The 19,282-nt window shown below is 70.3% G+C and carries 10 protein-coding genes and 1 pseudogene; 7 read left to right on the plus strand and 4 right to left on the minus strand.

The window, feature by feature from the left end; genetic code table 11:
* Positions 1-66 precede the first annotated feature (66 nt).
* From ACIO5E_RS22340 to ACIO5E_RS22370, 7 genes and pseudogenes are all read left to right on the plus strand, one after another.
* Complete coding sequence (locus ACIO5E_RS22340; protein ID WP_400670486.1) at positions 67-2,559, plus strand: alpha-L-fucosidase; 2,493 nt, start codon at positions 67-69, stop codon at positions 2,557-2,559.
* Between the two features lie 103 nt (positions 2,560-2,662).
* Positions 2,663-3,070, plus strand: a pseudogene (locus ACIO5E_RS22345) (heterodisulfide reductase-related iron-sulfur binding cluster); the annotation flags it as partial.
* A complete protein-coding gene (locus ACIO5E_RS22350) occupies positions 3,067-4,533 on the plus strand; it encodes a LutB/LldF family L-lactate oxidation iron-sulfur protein (RefSeq protein ID WP_400670487.1) in 1,467 nt (488 codons plus the stop codon). The pseudogene ACIO5E_RS22345 and the gene ACIO5E_RS22350, both read left to right, overlap by 4 nt.
* Positions 4,530-5,180: a lactate utilization protein C gene (locus ACIO5E_RS22355; protein WP_400670489.1), complete on the plus strand. Its 651-nt coding sequence runs from the start codon at positions 4,530-4,532 to the stop codon at positions 5,178-5,180. Before ACIO5E_RS22350 ends, ACIO5E_RS22355 begins: the two co-directional genes overlap by 4 nt.
* Positions 5,177-5,488, plus strand: a complete 312-nt coding sequence (locus tag ACIO5E_RS22360; protein ID WP_400670491.1) for an L-rhamnose mutarotase — start codon at positions 5,177-5,179, stop codon at positions 5,486-5,488. Before ACIO5E_RS22355 ends, ACIO5E_RS22360 begins: the two co-directional genes overlap by 4 nt.
* Entirely contained in the window at positions 5,485-6,336 is an 852-nt protein-coding gene (locus tag ACIO5E_RS22365; RefSeq protein WP_400670493.1) for an amidohydrolase family protein, read from the plus strand. Before ACIO5E_RS22360 ends, ACIO5E_RS22365 begins: the two co-directional genes overlap by 4 nt.
* A 74-nt stretch (positions 6,337-6,410) precedes the next feature.
* A complete protein-coding gene (locus tag ACIO5E_RS22370; protein ID WP_400670495.1) occupies positions 6,411-7,106 on the plus strand; it encodes a FadR/GntR family transcriptional regulator in 696 nt (231 codons plus the stop codon).
* Between the two features lie 137 nt (positions 7,107-7,243).
* On the opposite strand, the gene ACIO5E_RS22375 is transcribed toward ACIO5E_RS22370, so the two are convergent.
* From ACIO5E_RS22375 to ACIO5E_RS22390, 4 genes are all read right to left on the minus strand, one after another.
* A complete protein-coding gene (locus ACIO5E_RS22375) occupies positions 7,244-10,168 on the minus strand; it encodes a right-handed parallel beta-helix repeat-containing protein (RefSeq protein ID WP_400670497.1) in 2,925 nt (974 codons plus the stop codon).
* Positions 10,169-10,436: 268 nt separating this feature from the next.
* Positions 10,437-13,469 carry a ricin-type beta-trefoil lectin domain protein gene (locus ACIO5E_RS22380; RefSeq protein ID WP_400670499.1) on the minus strand — a complete coding sequence of 1,011 codons (3,033 nt, stop codon included), beginning with the start codon at positions 13,467-13,469 and terminating at the stop codon, positions 10,437-10,439.
* 246 nt (positions 13,470-13,715) lie between these two features.
* A complete protein-coding gene (locus ACIO5E_RS22385) occupies positions 13,716-16,172 on the minus strand; it encodes a glycosyl hydrolase family 95 catalytic domain-containing protein (RefSeq protein WP_400670501.1) in 2,457 nt (818 codons plus the stop codon).
* Between the two features lie 209 nt (positions 16,173-16,381).
* A complete protein-coding gene (locus ACIO5E_RS22390; protein ID WP_400670503.1) occupies positions 16,382-19,219 on the minus strand; it encodes a ricin-type beta-trefoil lectin domain protein in 2,838 nt (945 codons plus the stop codon).
* Between the last annotated feature and the right edge of the window lie 63 nt (positions 19,220-19,282).

Consider the following 19,282-nt stretch of genomic DNA (forward strand, 5'->3'; position numbering starts at 1 on the left):
AGCGCCGTAACGCTTCTGACGTCCGCGGGTGCCGCCGACGCCGCGACCCCCACCCCGGTCGTCGCCGTGGCACCGAACGACACGGGCGGGGCGATCGTCGCGAACGCCTCGAACGTCGTCCCGTCCGCGCGCCAGCTGGCCTGGCAGCGCATGGAACAGACCGCCTTCGTCCACTTCGGTGTCAACACCTACACCGGCAGGGAATGGGGCACCGGCACCGAGGATCCGAACGTCTTCCAGCCCACCGGGCTGGACACCGACCAGTGGGTCAACACGCTGAAGAACGCCGGGTTCAAGGAGGCCGTCCTCACCGCCAAGCACCACGACGGCTTCCTGCTGTTCCCCTCCAAGTCCTCCGACTTCGGCGTGACGTCGAGCTCCTGGCAGGGTGGCCAGGGCGACGTCGTCAAGAGTTTCACCGACTCGGCGCACAAGGCCGGCCTGAAGGCCGGGATCTACCTGTCGCCCGCCGACATCCACGAGGCGGTCACCGCCGGTGGCCGGTACGGCAACGGCAGCACGCCCAAGGCGGTCAGCATCCCGTCGGATCCGTCGGAGGTCGTCGAGGGGCGCACGTTCGCCTTCACCTCGGACGACTACAACACCTACTACGAGAACACGCTCTACGAGCTGCTGACCAGGTACGGCGAGCTCGACGAGGTCTGGCTGGACGGCGCCACGCCGCCCGAGGCCCAGAAGCCGCAGCCCTACGACTTCGGCAACTGGATCACGATGATCCGCACCCTGCAGCCGAACGCGGTCATCTTCCAGGACGGCGGGCCGGACGCGCGCTGGGTCGGCAACGAGAACGGCTCCGCCCGGCAGTCGGAGTGGTCGGTACTGCCGTACACCGGCGATCCGGCGACCGCCGCCGACCGCATGCTGGCCGTGCCCGACGGCAACGGCGCCGCAGACCTGGGCAGCGACACCGTCCTGAGCAGACGCGGGGCCGACGGGACCAGTGCGTGGAACCTGCTGCGCTGGACGCCCGCCGAGTGCGACGCGACGCTGTCGGCCAAGCACAACTGGTTCTGGCAGCCCGGGGACACCTGGCGCTCCGAAGCGGACCTGGAGAACATCTACTACGACTCGGTCGGCCGCAACTGCAACCTGCTGCTGGACGTGCCGCCCAACCGGCAAGGGGTCTTCGACCAGTCCGCGGTCGACGCGCTGAACGCCTTCCACACAAACCTCACGGGCACCTTCGCCACCAGTCTGGCCGCCGACGCGAGCGCGAGCGACGACAGCGGCACGGCGAACACCGCAGGGCACCCCGCGACAGCGGCGCTCGACGGAAACCCGGACTCCTCCTGGCAGCCCACCGGCTCCACCGGCGGCCTGGTGCTGACGCTGCCCTCCGCACGGACCTTCGACACCGTCTCGGTGCGGGAGGACCTCACCATCGGCATGCGGGTCAAGTCGTTCGCCGTCGACACCTGGAACGGCGACGGCTGGGCCCAGGTCGCCGCCGACACCACCGTCGGCAACCGCAAGCTCATCCGCCTCCCCGCCCCGGTCACCACCAGCCGGGTCCGGCTGCGCATCACCGACTCCCGCGCCAACGCCGCCATCGCCGAGGTCGGTCTCCACAAGCGGGCCACCGGACTCGCGGCCACGTTCGACAACGTCGGTACCAGCGACGACGCCGGCACCGCGGCCGCCGGCTTCGACGGCGCGGGCTACAGCTACTCCCGCACCGCCCTGGCCGGCGCCGGAGCCGGTCCCGGCGCGCGGATCACCTCCTCCGGAATGGCGTTCACCTTCCCGGACGTGTCCCCCGGCTCCCCCGAGAACACCGTCGCCCAGGGCCAGACGTTCCACCTGAGCGGCACCGGATCCGTCGGCTTCCTCCTCGCCGCCGGCTGCGGCCAGGCCACCGGCACCGGGCACCTCACCTACACCGACGGCACGACCCAGGACTACACGCTCACCGCACCGGACTGGCTGGCCGCCACGCCGCCGTCCGGGACCTCGGTGGCAGTCAGCTCGGCGTACCGCAACGGCCCGGGGAGCACCCGTCAGAACGTCACCAGCAAGATCTTCTCGGTGACCGTTCCGCTGGCCTCCGGCAAGACCCTCTCGTCCGTCACCCTGCCCCCCGGGAGCGCGCTCCCGCTGACCTGCACGACGCCCGCGCTGCACGTCTTCGCGGCCGACGTCAGCAACCGCGTGGTCAGCCTGCGCGCCCACGCCGACAACCGGATCGTGACGGCGGACGACGCGGGCGCCTCGCCGCTGATCGCCAATCGCACGGCCATCGGCTCCTGGGAGACCTTCGACCTGATCGGCAACGGCGACGGGAGCGTCGGCCTGCGCGCCCACGCCAACGGCAAGTTCGTCACCGCCGAGAACGCCGGCGCCGCCGCACTCGTCGCCAACCGGTCCGCCGTCAACGCCTGGGAGGAGTTCGATCTGAGCGTCAACCCAGACGGCAGCGTCAGCCTGCGCGCCCACGCCAACGGCAGGTACGTGACCGCACCCAACGGCGGTACCTCGCCGCTGATCGCCGGCAGCACCTCCGTCGGCCCCGCAGAGGAGTTCGACCTCATCGATGGCTGACGGACCGCCAAGAGCGCTGCTGCCCATGACGCTTCCGACGCGGCCGCGCCAGCGGCAGGAGAGGTCGGAACAAGGATCGTCGGTCGGCCGCGCCCGGGTCCACGAGTTCACCGAGTTCCTGACCGACGTGCTCGGCGTCACGGATGTCGGCGCCCGCTTCCCGCACCGCGTCGCCTACCACCCCACCTGCCACTCCCTGCGCGGCCTTCGCCTCGGCGACCGCCCCGACCGCCTGCTGCGCGCGGTCAGGGACATCGACCTGGTCGACCTCCCGGCCGCCGACTCCTGCTGCGGCTTCGGCGGCACCTTCGCCGTCAAGAACGCCGAGACGTCCGGCGCCATGCTCGCCGACAAGGCCGCAGGCGTCCTGGAGACCGGGGCCGAGGTCCTGTGCGCGGCCGACAACTCCTGCCTGATGCACATCGGCGGCGGGCTCTCCCGCCAAGGCAGTCCGGTGCGCACCGTGCACCTGGCCGAGATCCTCGCCACCACCGAAGGAACCCTGCGATGAGCAACTCCGCCGACCGCGGCGTCGTGTGGCTCGGCTCCCCCGCCTTCCCCGACGCGGCCCGCAGCGCGCTCAAGAACACCCAGCTGCGCGCCAACCTGAAGCGGGCCACCGGCACCATCCGCGACAAGCGCCTCACCGTCACCACGGAGCTCGACGACTGGGAGGACCTACGGACGTCGGCCGCCGCGATCAAGACCCGCACCTCGCGCCATCTCGACTGGTACCTCCTGCAGTTGGAGCGTTCCGTCACGGCGGCGGGCGGCACCGTACACTGGGCCGCCGACGCCGCCGAGGCCAACCGCATCGTCACCGGACTCGTTCGTGCCACCGGCGAGCGGGAGGTGGTGAAGGTCAAGTCCATGGCGACCCAGGAGATCGGGCTCAACGAACACCTCGCCGAAGCCGGGATAGCAGCGTACGAGACCGATCTCGCCGAGCTGATCGTGCAGTTGGGCGACGACCGCCCCTCGCACATCCTCGTCCCCGCGATCCACAGGAACCGCACCGAGATCCGCGACCTGTTCACCGCCGAGATGGGCCACTGGGGGCGGCCTGCCCCCGAGAACCTCGGCGACGACCCGCGTGAACTCGCCGAGGCCGCCCGCCTGCACCTGCGGAGCAAGTTCCTCACCGCCAAGGTGGCCGTCTCCGGTGCCAACTTCGCCGTCGCCGACACCGGTACGGTCGTCGTCGTGGAGTCCGAGGGCAACGGCCGGATGTGCCTCACCCTGCCCGAGACACTGATCACCGTCATGGGCATCGAGAAGGTCATCCCCACCTGGTCCGACCTGGAGGTCTTCCTCCAACTGCTGCCCCGCTCCTCCACCGGCGAGCGGATGAACCCCTACACCTCCACCTGGACCGGCACCACCGACGACGACGGCCCCCAGGAGTTCCACCTGGTGCTGCTCGACAACGGCCGCACCGACACCCTCGCCGACACCGTCGGCCGCCAGGCCCTCGCCTGCATCCGCTGCTCGGCCTGCCTCAACGTCTGTCCCGTCTTCGAGCGCACCGGAGGCCACGCCTACGGCTCCGTCTACCCCGGACCGATCGGCGCCGTCCTCACTCCACAACTGGTCGGAGTCGAGCAGGCGGCCTCCCTGCCGTTCGCCTCCACCCTGTGCGGGGCCTGCTACGACGCCTGCCCGGTCAAGATCAACATCCCTGAGCTGCTGGCCCACCTGAGGGCCGAAGCCGTCGAGGCCATGCAGGCCGGGAAACGCCTGCCCACCGCCGAGGCGGTGGCGATGAAGGCCGCCGCCTCCGTGCTCGACTCCCCTCTGCTGCTCTCCGCCGCCCAGAAGGCCGGGTCGCTCGGCGGCCGCGCGCTCGCCCGGCGCGGCCGCATCCGCCGCCTGCCCGGCCCGCTGCACGGCTGGTCCGACACCCGCGACACCCCGGCCCCGCCCGCCGAGTCCTTCCGCACCTGGTGGCGTAAGAACAAGGAAGGTGACCGATGAGCAGCCGCGATGCCATCCTCGGCCGCATCCGCACCTCCCTCGCCGACGTCCCGGCCGACGAGAAGCCGGACTCCGTGCCCGTCCCACGGAACTACCGTCGCAGCCACGCCGAGCCCGGTCAGGACACCGCCGCCATGTTCGCCGAGCGGGTCGCCGACTACCGCGCCACCGTCACCCGCACCGACCAGGCGGGCTTGCCAGGCGCCATCGCCGTCGCCCTCACCCGGCGCGGCGCCCTGCGCCTGGCCCTGCCGGACGGCTTCCCCATCGACTTGCTGCCGAGCGGCAGCTGGGAGTGGCACCGGGAACCGCTCGACGTACCTGCCCTCGACGCGCTGGACGGCGCGATCACACTCGCCGCCGTCGGGATCGCCGTCACCGGGACGATCGTCCTCGACACCGGCCCCGGCCAGGGCCGCCGTGCCCTCAGCCTCGTCCCGGACTACCACCTGTGCGTCATCCGCGCCGAGCAGATCGCCGAGGACGTCCCCGACGCCCTCGCGCGTCTGGACCCGACCCTCCCCCTGACGTTCATCTCGGGACCGTCCGCCACCAGCGACATCGAACTCGACCGGGTGGAGGGAGTCCACGGTCCCCGCACCCTGGACGTCATCATCGTCGACCTCCCCACACCGGAGCAGCCATGAGGATCGCCCTGCACACTCGCGTCCGCGAGGACCGGATCGAGGAGTACGAGGCCGCCCACCACGAGGTTCCGGCCGAGCTCACCACGGCTATCCGGGCAGCCGGTGTCACGTCCTGGAGCATCTGGCGCAGCGGCTGCGAGCTGTTCCACCTCGTCGAGTGCGAGGACTACGCCCGCCTGCTCGCCGAGCTCGAACACCTCCCGGTCAACATCGCCTGGCAGGCGAGGATGGCCGAACTCCTCGACGTCGTCCACGACTACTCCCAGACCGGCGCCGAGGCCGGGCTCCCGGTGGTGTGGCAGCTGTGACGTCCCCGCAGATCATCGACGCGCACCACCACGTCTGGGACCTGGCGGCGCGCCCGCAGCCCTGGATCACCGGCGAGACCCTCGCTCCGCTCGCCCGCTCCTTCACCGCGGACGACCTCGCTGCCGAGGCCCGCGCGGCCGGCGTGGTCGGCACCGTCGTCGTACAGACCGTCTGCGTCCCCGAGGAGACCCCCGAACTGCTCGCCCTCGCCGCCGGCAGCGGCCTGGTTGCCGGGGTCATCGGCTGGACCGACCTCACCGCCCCGGACGTCGCCGACGCTATCTCCGCGCTGCGTGAACTCCCGGGCGGCGACAGGCTGGTCGGCATCCGCCACCAGGTCCAGGAGGAGCCCGACCCCCACTGGCTGCTCCGCCCGGACGTGCATCGCGGCCTGCTCGCCGTCGCCGCCGCCGGCCTCGTCTACGACCTCGTGCTCAAGCCGCACCAGCTGCCGGCTGCCGCGCTCGCTGCCGCCGGCCTCACCGGTCTGACCTTCGTCCTCGACCATCTCGGCAAACCTCCGATCGCCACCGGCGCGGCCGCCCCGTGGGCCGCGGACCTGCGCCGCCTCGCCGCCCTCCCGAACACCGTCTGCAAGCTCTCCGGCCTGGTCACCGAAGCAGCCCCGGGGCGCTGGCGGACCGAGGATCTGAAGCCGTACGCCGACACCGCCCTGGACGCCTTCGGCCCGCAGCGGCTCCTCTTCGGCTCCGACTGGCCGGTGTGCACCCTGGAAGCCGACTACTCGGAGGTCGTGCGGATCGCCGACCGCCTCACGGAGGAGCTGACCGCCGCCGAGAAGCCGGCGGTGTTCCGTGACAACGCGATCCGCGTCTACGGCCTGTGAGCAGCCACCGACCCGCCCCGTCGAACGGGGCGGGTCTATTCTTGTAGACATCGGACCATTGGAGGGGCTTAGCAGTGCCAGTCACCGACGAGGCGATCGAGAAGATCAAATCCATGATCGTCAGTGGGGAGCTGAGCCCAGGCTCGAGGCTCCCGAAGGAGGCCGACCTCGCCGAGCGGCTCGGCCTCTCGCGCAACTCCCTGCGGGAGGCGGTCAAGGCGCTCTCGCTGATCAGGGTGCTCGACGTCCGCCAGGGCGACGGCACGTACGTCACGAGCCTGGCACCCAATCTGCTCCTCGACGCCCTGGGCTTCGTCGTCGACTTCCACCAGGACGACACGGTGCTGGAGTTCCTGGAGGTCCGCCGCATCCTGGAACCGGCGGCCGCGGCCATGGCCGCGCGCGCGATGTCGGACGAGGACATCGCAGGGCTCGGCGCCGTGCTGGCGAGCCTGAGCGACGACGCCTCGCTCGACGAGTTGATCGAGAACGACCTGGAATTCCACCGCAGGCTCGCGGCCGGCTCCGGAAACGCGGTGCTCGGCTCACTGCTCGACGGCCTCTCCGGGCCGACCGCGCGGGCCCGGATCTGGCGCGGCCTGACGGAGGAGGGCGCCGTCGAACGCACCCGCCAGCAGCACCGGGCGATCCTCGACGCCATCGCCGCACGTCGACCCGACCTCGCACAGGCCTGGACCACGGTCCACATCGGCGGAGTCGAGCAGTGGCTGCGCGGCACCCTGGGCGCGGCGGGCTCAGCCCTCGGCTGATCCCGCCGCCACCCCGCGCACGAGGCACACGCGTTCATCGTCACCGCACCGTCGGCGCCAACGGCCCGGGACGCGGCGGGTTCGCGAGCGCGGCGGAGGTGGACACGTCGGATCGGCGGGGCGAAGTGCCCGGTGGATCAGGGGATGGAGGTGAGGCCCGGGGCGCTGTCATTGAGCGTCTGGGGCGTCGAGGGGATCCTGAATCCGTCGACGATCATGTAGCCGCCGGTCTTCATCACCCCGGTGATCGTGTGCTGGCCCGGGGTCAGGCCACCGACGGAGTAGACGGTCTGTTGGTACTTGCGGCTGCCGCTGTAGGCATCGACGGTCTTCCGGACGACACCGTCGATCGAGATTTCGATCTGGCCCTCGTCGGTGTTGGTCTCGGTGATGAACTCGACACCGGTGCCGTTGAAGGTGTAGCTGAAGGAGTCACCGATCTTGTCGGTGGCCCAGATGTCGTCCATCAGGGAGTTCGCCCCGCCGATGGCCGCGTAGTGCCAGCTCCAGCCGGTGCCGGAGTAGGTCACCCCGGCGGTGTCGTTGTAGGTCTGGGCGGTGACCGGCTTGGTGACCGTCACGGCGGTTCCGCCCTGCTGGTTGCGCCACACGTCGAGGGTGGCCGTGCTTCCGGGGGCGATCCTGTTGTAGACGGTCCAGAAGCTGTTGCGGTCGGTGACCACGGTGCCGTTGATCCTGCGGATCACGTCGTTGCCGCGCAGGCCCTGGGCGTAGGCGGGCGAGTCGGTGGGCACGGCGGTCAGGAGGAAGCCGTTCTGGTCCGGGAGGCCGGTGGCGGACTGGTCCGCGTTGCCGGCGATGTCCTTGGCCGTGGCGCCCAGGAAGGGCTCCTTCTGGTCCTTGATGGTCGGTACGACGGGCGCACCGGGCCAGGTGACGGCGGGCGGGGTGGGCTCGCCGGCGTTGCCGGTACCGAACCGGTCCATCGGGAAGTCGGTGAAGCCGAGCGCCCGGGCCGGGGAGCCCGCGGCGACGGTGTAGTCCTTCATGGCGGGGTCGGTCCAGGGCGAGCCGTGGGTGAAGAGCGGGTCGGCGGTGGCGGAGTGGGCATCCATTCCGTTGGACGCCCAGGTCCCGTCGAGGCCGGTGACCGGCCGGCCGTTGTTCCAGAACAGGTTGTTGTCGACGGTGTACTTCGCGGTGACCGGATCGCTCTGGTAGTTCTCGTACGGCTTGCCGGACAGGGTGATGTTGTTCTTGATCACGTCACCGACATCGCGGTGGGTGATCTGCTCGTAGATGGTTCCGTTCACCAGGATGTTGTTGGCGACGGTGCGGTTGAAGCCGTCCCGGAGCTTGATGCCGGCGTTCAGCAGCAGGTTGTTCCTGAGGACGTAGTTGGTGGAGCCGTCGTCGAGGTCGATGGCCCACTCACGGTTGTGCCAGATCCTGTTGTTGCTGATGGTGATCGGCTCGACGACGTCGAGCTGGGAGATCCGCTTCTGGTACGCGTCGGAACCGGCGTCCGGATTGATGTCGGGCCCGGCGACGGGCCAGTAGCGGTCGCGGCCCCAGGCGTTGATCGGCCCGTGGTCCGAGGTCTCCTTCACGCAGTCGAAGATGTCGTTGTACTCGATGAGGTGGCCGCCCCACGTGCCGTCGTTGACGTTCACGCCCGAGCGCGGACTGCCGTGGATCGTGTTGTGGGAGACGGTGACCCGACTGCTCATGGAGATGTTGACGCCGGCACTCTGCTTCTCGAAGCGGCCCATGTCGGCCATGCTGTTGTAGCTGACCGCGACGTCGCGCGGATAGTCCTCGCTCTTGGGTCCGGGGCTGAGATCGGTGGGCGGGTTCACCATCGACGACCACGTGGAGGGATCGCGCACGGCATTGCGGGAACCCACGACCTGCACGTCGCTGGCGCCCGACCCGGTGAACCGGTTGCGGGTGATCACGTCGCCCTTGTTGTAGCCGTCGAGGAAGACGCCGTTGCCGCCCACCTCGTCGAAGGCGGAGTCGGAGACGGTGATCCGCTCGGTGTTCTTGGTGTGGATCGCGCCGGCCCGGGCGATGGCCCAGTCGCCCAGCTGCAGGCCCGCGTAGGGCGTGTTGAAAAGGGTGCGGTGGGTCCCGGTGTAGGTGAAGCCCGCGAAGTCGAGGTCGTGGACCGGCTGAGTGGCGGACGCGCCCTCGACCCGCACCAGCTCGTTGAGCTCGGCGGTCTCGACCACGGCGGTGTTCAGATCGGTTCCGGCGGGCGGCTGGAAGTACAGCTTCCCGGCTGCCTTGTCGTAGAACCACTCACCCGGAGCGTCGAGCTCCTCGAGGACGTTCTCCACCACGACCGTGTTGTCGTCCTTGCCGCTTCCGCGGTTGTTGTCGCCCACCCACTCCAGCTGGAGCCCGGAGGACGTACGGCCGGTGATCCGGTAGTCGTTGCCTCCCCAGTGCCCGTTGTGCAGTGCCCGGATGAAGCCGGTGGTGGGGTTCTGCCAGTTCTGTGCCCTGCTGTCGACGGTGGACATCGTGGTGGTGCTGTCGAGGACGGCCGCGTTGGCGTCGAAGTTCGGATAGCGGGCGAGGACCTGCCGCTTCCCGTTCAGGAACAGCCCGTCCATGTCCAGACCGGTGCCGACGTCGGTGACCAGGGTGTTTCCCGCGTACGTCGACCAGGCCGACTGCACCTCGCGGCCACCGCTGAGGACCACTTTCTCGCCAGGGTAGGCGGAGTACGTGACCGGAGCCGACGCGCTACCGGAGTCGGCCGCCGTGAACGTCAGGGTGGCCGCCAGGTGGTACGTGCCGCCACGAACCCAGACGTGGACGGCGCTGCCGGCCGCGCTCGCGGCCCTGGCCGCGGCCTGGGCGCGGGCAGGTGTCAGGAACGCCTGCGTCTCCGACGTGCCCGCGTTGGCGTCGTTGCCGTCGGTGGCGACGTAGAGGTTCACCGCCCCCGAATCCGCGGGAGCCGGGGCGGCCGCCGCGGTGGACGGGGCCGGAGCGAGGGCGACCGCCGTGAGGGCGGCCGAGGCGGCCAAGGCGAGCAGGCGTCCGGACCGCCGTCGCCGGGCGAACTGCTGAGGGTGGGGGTGGGGCATGCTGCGGCTCCTTGCGCTGGGGAGTTGCCAGACTTCGGGTGGGGTGACATCTGCAGCTGCACCTGAGAGAGACATCCGATGTGTGACAGGATGTGGCGCGTGGCTGAATCCTGGGCGCGCAAGGCCCACAACGTCAAGACTCTGTTGCCAGGCGGTTAAGTTCGGCGAACCTGGGTCTTCGGGCGACCTCCAAGGGGAGCGCGTGCTGACCACTTCATCCGATGTATGGCCATGGGCGTCTCAGGCCTCGATCTGGTTCAGGAGGTGATCAGCCCACCGACGGAATGTTCCACCGCTGGTTGGTTCCGCCCCAGCAGTCCCACAGTTCGAGCTGTGTTCCGCTGGCAGTCCCGGCGCCGGTGGCGTCGAGGCACTTGCCCACGGCCTTGAGCGCGCCGGTTCCGGGATCGTACGTCCATTGCTGGGCGGGTGAGCCGTTGCAGCGGTAGATCTGCACCGGTGTCCCGTTGGTGTTGGATCCGCCCCGCACGTCCAGGCACTTTCCCACCGCCCGCACGGTGGTGTCGCCCGGCAGCGTCCAGGTCTGCGCGCTGCTGGTGTTGCAGTCGTAGAGCCGCACCTGGGTCCCGTCGGCGTTGTTGCCGCCCGGGAGGTCGACGCAACGGGCGCTGGCCGCACCGGCGATCGGGCCGGACGGGGTCCGGCCGCCGCAGTCGGTGGGGCCCGTGGTCGGGGCGGGGTGCCGGGTCGGCAGCTGCAACGAGGAGCCGGCGGCGACCTGGTGCACCGCGCCGCTGCGGTCGCGCACCGCGAGCGACGATCCGGACCGCACCGTCACCGTGGTGCTCTGCTGACCGACCGCGATGTCGATCGTGCTGCCGTGCCACTTCACGCCGGTCACGTCGTCACCCGGCAACTGCGAGGGCAGGAACGGGTCGATGGTGACCGCGTCGGTCCCCCACCGCAGGCCCGTGAACCCGTAGAGGAACTCCTGCAGGTAGCCACCCTCCGCCGTGGTGAACGTGAACGTCCCACCCGAGTGCTGCTCGTGGAACTGCTCGAACGGCGCGCCCACGAACGGGTCGGAACTGTCGAGCAGATGGTTGTAGGCCGTGCAGCCCGGCGATCCCAGAGCAGCCGCGTCGATGGTGGCGATCGAGTCGGACATCGCCGGGGCCTGGCGGTCGGTGCGCCGGCTGTAGTAGTCGAGGTCGTTCTGCGCCAGCGGGGCCGGCATCGGCACCGCCCAGGGGTACTGGAGCATCGTCACGTCGGCCTGCTTCACGGTCCTGCCGTCGTAGCCCTGGTACTCCGGGTGGATGTTGCGGGTGGTGTCCACCGGGAGTCTCAGCCCGCTGGCGACCGTGCTCCAGGCCGGATCGGCGGAGAGCCCCAGGACGCCGGCGGCCTGGACCGCGATCCGAAGCGCCCCCTGCGCGCCGGCGTTGGTGTACGCGCTGTTGTTGACGTTGTTCACGTACTCGTCCGGGGGCATCACGCCGTTGATGTCGTACCCTCCGGCGCCGTCGGACACAGCCCGGGAGGCCCAGTAGTCGGCGATGTCCCTCAGCACCGGCCAGGCCTTGTCCCGCAGCCACGCGGTGTCGCCGGTCGCCTCGTAGTACTGCCACTGTGCCAACGCAATGTCCGAGTTGATGTGGATCTGGGTCTCCACCCCATTCCACCACGGTGGGGTGGCGTCCTTGCCGGTCAGGGCGCTCTCCCAGGGGTACTTGGCGCCCTTGATCGGCTGGGTCGCGGTGGACAGCGAGGCGGCGTTGGCCTCGGCCGCGGGCAGCAGCTTCTGCCGGTAGGCGTTCGCGGACTGCGCGAGCTCGGGGTACTGGGGCAGCAGCGCCGGGTACATCCAGGTCTCCATGTCCCAGAAGACATGGCCGTTGTAGCCGTCCGAGGAGAGCCCGCCCGGGCTGGTGCTCCACGTGACGTCGGACCGCATGCTGGCCAGCAGGTAGAACATGGCCGCGTGAATCCGCGCGGTCATCGGGGAGTCGCCGGGCACCGAGATCGCCGACTGCCACAGGTCCGACCAGGCGCTGTTGTTGGCGTCCAAAGCCTGCTGATAGCCCCCGGCCGCGGCGGTGGACGCCGCGGCGGCGGCAGCCTGCTGCGGGGTCGCCGCAGTCAGCGACCGGTCGGTGTCGACGCTGGAGGCCACCCCGACGTACTTGGTGATCTGATAGCTCTGGCCGGCGGTGACCGGGAAGCTCGCGCTCTGACCAGCGGTGCCGAACGCCGCCGTGGGCACCGTGGCATCGTCGACCCGCAGCACGGACTCCAGCGCGGCGGTCACCAGGTTCCCGTCCGACACCACGTTCTCCCAGAGTGCGGCGCCGCTCCCGTCGACGTTCGCACCGCCGGCGGACGCGTTGCCGAGCCCCTGGCCGTCGAACTCGTCCACGGCGGTGGCGGTGCCGCTCCAGTGCGGCACGGCCGTCAGGGTCACGGTGCCCAGGTGGGCGTCGGCCCGGTTGGCGTTCACCTGGTAGCTGTAGCTGGTCGTGTCGCCTGCGGGCGAGGTCCAGTCGAACGAGGTGGTCAGCAGTCCGGCCCGAAGGTCCAGCGACTGCTGGTAGTTGCTGGTGATCCCCGTGGAAGTGGAGGCGGCCGGGGGCTGTGCGCCGGTCGGATAGGCCGTGACGTAGTCGACGTTCACCTTCGCCGTGTCCCCCTGGGCGACGGTGATCGCGACGGCATCCGTCCCCGCGCTCAGCGTCACCGGCACGGTCAGAACCGCCCAGCTGTCCCAGTCGGCCGTGGTGGGCACGGTCAGCTGCTGCGACTCCCCGTTCACCGAGAGGTGGATCGTCTGCGGGCTGCCGCTCCCGTTCGAGTAGCGCACCGCGAGCGTCGCGGCTCCCGCCGGGGCGTTCTGGACCGAGAACCGGTCCGTGCCGCCGACCGTGGGTGTGTTGTTGGTGTTCAACCCGGCCAGGTAGCCGCCTACGGTCGAACCACGGTGCGAGGTCTCGACGAAGGCGCCGCCGGAGATCTGCCCATACTCCGCCAGGCACAGCTGGCCGAACGAGCACGCTCGGCTGCCCCGCACTCCGTAGACGCCGCCGTTGCCGTCGTCGCGGCCGAAGCCGAGCGTGGTCCAGCTCGGGAGGCTCGCCCGCCGCTCGTACTGGCCGTTCGGCGCGGCGTAGAAGCCGGCGAGTTCCGACTGCGTGGCGATGGGCGAGCCGCTGTACCCCTCGCCGGCCGCGGGCACCCGGGTGGCGAGGTAGCCGTTGCCGATGAAGGCCGGAGCGTAGTTGGACGAGGTGTTGGTGGTGCTCAGCACCCAAGCGTCCGCGCTGCCGACGGTGGTCGCCGCCACCGCGGAGGAGGAAACCGGCAGCGCCGCCGTCCCTCCGATCAGGCAACCGACCAACAGTACGGCGCCGGCTGTGCGGCCCCGGGTCGGCCTGGGGCGCCGCGCTCCAGGCCGGGACCGTCCGTGTTCTGCCGGGAAACCGTGATCGTCCATTGAAACGCGACCTTCCTCGTGAAGGACTGCGGAAACTTCGCCCCGGTCCACCACCGCTGCGGTGGAACGACTTCCGGTGCTTCGACTGACACTTCGTCACTTCTGGTACGCGTGAACGGCACTGAATCTGCTCGCCGGGGCGGCAGCGGCGCCGTCCGTTCCGTCCAGGCCGATCTGGACGGGGCCGAGGTGCGTGGCCACGGTCGCGGGGCTTCCACTGATCTGCGCGAAGGCCAGCCCGGTCGTGGGGGCGGACGTCTGTTCCACGAGGTAGGAGTGACCGGATGTGACCGGAACCGAGAGCGTCTGGGCCGTGGTGGACCCGACGACGACCGCGCCGCTCGAACCGTCGACGACCTGGACCGGCTGACCGGGCCAGGGGCTGCGTACCTGCATGGTCCGGTCGGCGCCGGCCTCGATGGCGACGGTGGTGGGTGTGCCGCCGCTGACCTGGACGTCGACCTTGGTGTTGTGCTGGACGTGGACCGTGCCCTCGCCGGTCCAGTCCGTCGGCCAGGCCGGGGCGATGCGCAGCAGGCCGTCATAGTCCTGGACGAGTGCCTCGCTCACGGCGGCGGCGACGACGCCGGACTGCTCGACGTAGGGCTGCTGATCGTAGGGAGCGCCGCCGGTGAGGAGCGCCAGGCCGGAGGGGAACTTCTGAAAGGACCGGGTGGCGGCGAGCAGGTCGTTCTTGACCTCGCTCGCGAGGCCGAGCCGGGCGGCGTGCAGCGAATCGTTGGACCAGTCGTTGGCGTTGACGTAGCTGCGTGAGGTGTAGGTGCGCTTGGCCAGCGCGGTGTCCTGGGAGTTGTCGCCGATCAGGTTGTACGGCCACACGGCTTCCAGGCCGAGGTTCTCGACGTTGTGCCGGGGAGCGGTGGGCTGCCCCGACAGGGCGATCATGTCGTTGCCGCCGGCGTCGGCGGAGGGCGCCAGCACGTGGGACTGGGTGGCGGTGTCGGTGCGGGGCAGCGGCGGAATCCGGGGGATCGCGGCGTTCAGCCGGCCGACCAGCTCGGCGTCGGTGCCCAGGGTCTGCGCGGCCTGCACCGCGACCGGGAACAGAGCCCGCATCGCGGCGATGTCCGTGACGGGATCCGTGACGTTCCACTGGGTCTCGTGGGCGTTGGCCTGCGTGTGCAGCAGTCCGTCCGAGCCGCTGGTCGCGACCGAGAGCAGGAACCTCGCGGCACCGCTGATCAGCGGGTAGTTGGTCTGCAGGAGCGACAGGTTGTCGGTCGCGAGATACTCCTGCCATGCCCACAGGGCGGCTTCGGCGCCGCTGGAGAAGGTCAGGGAGTTCCAGGTCGGCGTGATCGCCACGTCGCAGGACGCGCCGCTCTCGCCACCGCTGTAGTAGCCGTTGCCGTTGAACCGCATCGTCTCCGGGACACAGAGCCCTGCCGTGCCGGGCACCTTCGACGCTGTCCAGGCGGAGATGTTGTCGACGTTGCTCGCGTAGAGGTCGAGGAACGGGTCGTTGAGGCTTGCTTCACCGGCGGACAGGTTGGCCTGGACCTGCATCCGCAGGTTCCACAGCCAGTACGCGGCCGGGTCCCAGTCCTGGCGGTCACCGGCGAAGTCGAACAGGTCCGCGACGCCGGCATGCGACCCCGGGGTCGACCCGCCGCGCTCGGCAGCGGCGTCGTAGAGGTAGAGGGTGCGCAGGTTCTCGACGTACTCGCCGGAACCGTCCGAGGAGGAGATCTTGATGAGACCGGCCGAGCCCCAGTAGTCGTGCCACCACGTCAGGTGGGCCGCGCTCAGCGCCGAACTCGGCTGGGTGGTGTCGGCGTCGATGACGGAGTTCACGGTGCCGAGCGCATCACCGCCGGTCCAGGAAGGCGCGGCGACGACGACGCGGAAGGTGCCGTCGGCGTTCGGATTGAAGACCACCTGCACGGTCAGCGGGTCGGGGTTCGAGGCCACCACGTTGCGCCCGCCCGCACTCGCCCCGGCCAGCGATCCGAAGGTCTGACCGGACGCACCCTGGCCCCGGTCGTCCACCCAGGTCTCGGCCAGCGCCGCCGTGCCGCCCGAGGCCGACGCGGACGGCGAACGGCCGCTCCAGAGCTTGACCTGCGCGGTCTGCGTGCTGTCCGGATCGGCTCCGGTGACGTCGACGACCAGCTCGGCGGTGTCGGCCCGCAGGTAGGCGGTGAGGGTCATCCCGCCGCCGGACTCGTGCAGCATCCCGTCGTAGACGTCGAGATACCCGCTGAAGTCCGCGGCACCGGTCAGCCGCGACAGCCCGGGGATGACGACCTGACCGGGGGACTTGCGGGCGGGAAAGGTGTCGGACCGGTTGAGCTGCGCGGTGAACCCGTTGGCCGCCCATACCGCCGCGCCCAGCGTCCCGTTGCCCAGCGGCACGAACTGGGACGCGCTGGTGTTCGCCGCCCCCAGGACGATGTCCGACCGGCGCACGACATCGGGAGTGTCGACGGAGAACCCGCCGTCGCTCCAGGCCGTCGAACCCGGGCCCGCCGCCGATGCCGTGGTGGCCGGCGCCAGCCCCAGGCCCGCGCCTGCCAGGCAGAGGGTGATCATAGGAATGATGCGGGAGCGCCAGCGGCTCGCCGATGGGGTCCGGGACATCGGTTCCTCTTTCTGCATGCCGCTCCGGCACGCCGCGGATTCCAGGAGAGTTGGCGGCCTCACGGCCCGCCGTCCAGGTCCCGGCGTGTGGAGGTACGTCCGAGGTCCTGGGTTGGTGCCGGTCGGGCCCGGGCCGGCTGCCCGGGCCCGACCAGCTCAGGTCAGCGCAGGCTCCACCTCTGTGAAGTGGAGCCTGCGCTGCAGGCCTGGAGGCTGAGCAACGTGCCGGCGGCGGTCTGGCCGGCGGGTGCGCCGAGACACAGGCCCGGGGCGGCGGGTGTGGTGACGGTGGCGTCCGGGTTGAGGTGCCACTGCTGGTTGGCGCCGTTGTTGCAGCTCCAGATGCCGACCGGTGCGCCGGGAGCCGGGTTGAATTTGAGGTCGTCGAGGCACCGCTGATCGGTTCCGGAGTAGACCGTCAGGGTGTTGGCAGCGGTGTGGGTCCAGGTCTGGTTGGTGCCGCCGTTGCAGGTCCAGATCTCGACCTGGGTGCCGGGGGTCTTGGTCTGGGCCGGCACGTCCAGGCAACTGTTAGAGGCGGCCAGGACCAGTGCGCCGGTCACGGGGTGGGTGCTGAGGGACAGGTCGTCGCCCCAGCCGGTGGCGGTGTTGCCTGGCGGGCTCCACTCGTAGATCGTGGCGCTGGTGCTGCTCGCGCCGGTGGTGAACTGGACCACCCACTGGGTGTAGGAGGTGTCGGAGAGGCAGCTGCGGGTCTCGGTGCCGCCGAAGTCCTTGACGCCGAGGTAGACGCACTGGCCGGCCGTGCCGCTCTTCGCCCAGCCGGTCAGGTCGTAGGTGGTGTTCGGGGTCAGTCCGGTGATGGTCTGGTTCGCCCCCGAGTTCGGCGGCAGCTGGACGCTGTCGTTGCCGGAGTGCGCGTTGCCGGCCACCACGGCGGCTCCGCCGTAGCAGTTCCAGTGCGTGCAGTCGCCGGACTCGAAGCCGAGGTTGCTGCCGTACCCGGTGGGGTTGGTTCCCGGGGTCAGGGCGAACTGCGCGAACTGGTCGCTCTGGTAGCCCACCACGCCGAGACCGGCCAGGCCGCTGGAGAAGGTGCTGTCGCTGATGGAGCCGACCGTCGCGCCGTCGATCGCGGCGGTGAGGGTGTCGCCCTGCATGGTGAGGGCGACGGTGTGCCAGTTGCCGGTGCCGAGCGCGGCGGCGGTGCCCTGGGCGAGGGTGGTGAAGTTCCAGCTGAGGTCGCTGCGCTGGATCGACCAGGCGCCGGTGTCGGAGACTCGAAGGTGGTAGGCGTTCAGGCCGTTGTCGTTGCGGCCCTGCTGGCCGACACGGCCGAGCAGCTCGACGCTGCCCTGCTGCTGCAGCAGCACCTTCGAGGAGACGGTGTAGTTGCTCCAGCTGCCGTCGCCCATGATGGTGTAGGGGGCATAGTAGGGCTCGTTGTCCCACCGCACCGGGGTGCTGGTGGCCATCTGCTGCAGGCAGGTGCCGGGTTGGCCCGCGGCGCAGGGGACCTTGGCGAAGGCGCCGTTCATGTCGGTGAAGTACTTGGGCGAGGTGCTGTCGGTCGGGCCGCTGAAGTCGTCGCTGTACGGCAGCGCGAGCGGTGCCGCGGCCGGCGGGTTCGCGGTGCCCTTGCCCTGGGCGGCCGTGGTCCCCGGAACGGTGTCGGTGGTGGTCACGGTGTAGACGTAGCCCGGCTGCAGGGTCAGGCTGTAGCGGCCGCCCGTCGGAGTGATGTCGGCCTGGCGCACGAAGTGGTCCGCGGGGTTGGTGGAGTTGACGTTGGTGGCCCAGACGTGGACCGTGCCGGTGGAGAGCCCGCCGGCGACCGTGAGGCTCGCGGTCTGCGCGGCCTTGGCGTCCATCGTCTCGAGCACCGTGCTGTAGTCGGTGCTGTCGGTCGACCTCAGCGTCACGTAGCTGCCGTTGGTACGGTCGCCGCCGAGGTACCCGTCGGCCGAGTCGATGTAGTGCCACCCGGGCCGGGTGAACTGCGTGGTGTGCGCGGTGACCCAGGTCGTCCTGCCGATGCTGTAGTTGCCGGACCAGGGCTGGTTGGCGATCGACATGCCGTCGGTGGAGAAGAACAGGTTCGGGTACAGGGCGGCGATGACCGGCCAGTTGAGGTAGCTGGTCATCCGGCCGTCGATGTAGTCGCGGTTGATCGCCCGTGCCACCGGCCCGGCTCCGTCGTTGGCGTCCTCCGAGCCGTTCTCACTGGCCCACAGGGGCTTTCCGAGGCCCTGGGCGTTCGCGGTGCTCGGGCAGGAGGTGTAGCTGCCGAGGTAGCCGCAGGGGTAGTGGACGCCGACGATGTCCACCGCGCTCTTGAACGCCGGGTCGCCGGCCATCGCGTCGGCCACCGACCAGTTGTCGTCGGACGCGACCACCTTGGTGGCCCCGTAGCCGCGGGCGACCAGGGTGGATTTCAGGTTCTTGTACCAACTCGCATCGTAGCCGCGCTCGTTCCAGCCGCCGAGGTAGTCGATGGCGAGGTCGTGCTGGGCGGCGCAGCCCATCCAGTCCATCAGGTAGGTGATCGCCTTGGTGGTGTAGAAGGTGTTGCTGCCGCCGCCGACCCAGCCGGGTGCGCCCCAGGCGAGGCCGTAGAGCTTGATGTCGGGGTTGCGGGCCTTGGCCTGCTCGGCGAGCCACCACTCGTAGCCCTGGTCGCAGTCAACCGCGCCCTCGGTGTGCTCGTGGCTGGCCTCGGCACCGTCGGTGGAGTTGGTGTCGCCGCCGATCTCGATCTTGAGGATCTGCAGGCTGGCGCCGTAGCCGGGTTTGAAGAGGTAGTCCAGCAGCTGGCTGCGCTGCGGCTCCGGGTAGTCGATCAGCAGCCGGGTGTTGCCGCCGCCGCCGGAGATCGCGCCGACGCCGTCGAAGGTGCTGCCCGGCTGGGTGCCGTCGATCGTGATCGAGGTCGTGGTGGCGGCTCGCGCCGCGGTCGGCCAGGCCAGACCGGTGAGTGCGCCGAGCAGGAGGACGAGCACCAGGGGCAGGACGCTGCGGTGTGCTCTTTGGGTCGCCATGACGGCTCCAGGGAGGAGAGCTGGTGGGGAAGCGGGCGGGTCGGGCCGGCCGGCTCGGAGTCC

It is taken from the genome of Kitasatospora sp. NPDC087314 (genome assembly GCF_044744365.1).
Classification (GTDB): Bacteria; Actinomycetota; Actinomycetes; order Streptomycetales; family Streptomycetaceae; genus Kitasatospora.

Coding starts and splice junctions, on each gene's coding strand:
- ACIO5E_RS22350 (WP_400670487.1), top strand. CDS start 3,067: ATGAGCAACTCCGCCGACCGCGGCGTCGTGTGGCTCGGCTCCCCCGCC.
- ACIO5E_RS22355 (WP_400670489.1), top strand. CDS start 4,530: ATGAGCAGCCGCGATGCCATCCTCGGCCGCATCCGCACCTCCCTCGCC.
- ACIO5E_RS22360 (WP_400670491.1), top strand. CDS start 5,177: ATGAGGATCGCCCTGCACACTCGCGTCCGCGAGGACCGGATCGAGGAG.
- ACIO5E_RS22375 (WP_400670497.1), bottom strand. CDS start 10,168: ATGCCCCACCCCCACCCTCAGCAGTTCGCCCGGCGACGGCGGTCCGGA.
- ACIO5E_RS22385 (WP_400670501.1), bottom strand. CDS start 16,172: ATGATCACCCTCTGCCTGGCAGGCGCGGGCCTGGGGCTGGCGCCGGCC.
- ACIO5E_RS22390 (WP_400670503.1), bottom strand. CDS start 19,219: ATGGCGACCCAAAGAGCACACCGCAGCGTCCTGCCCCTGGTGCTCGTC.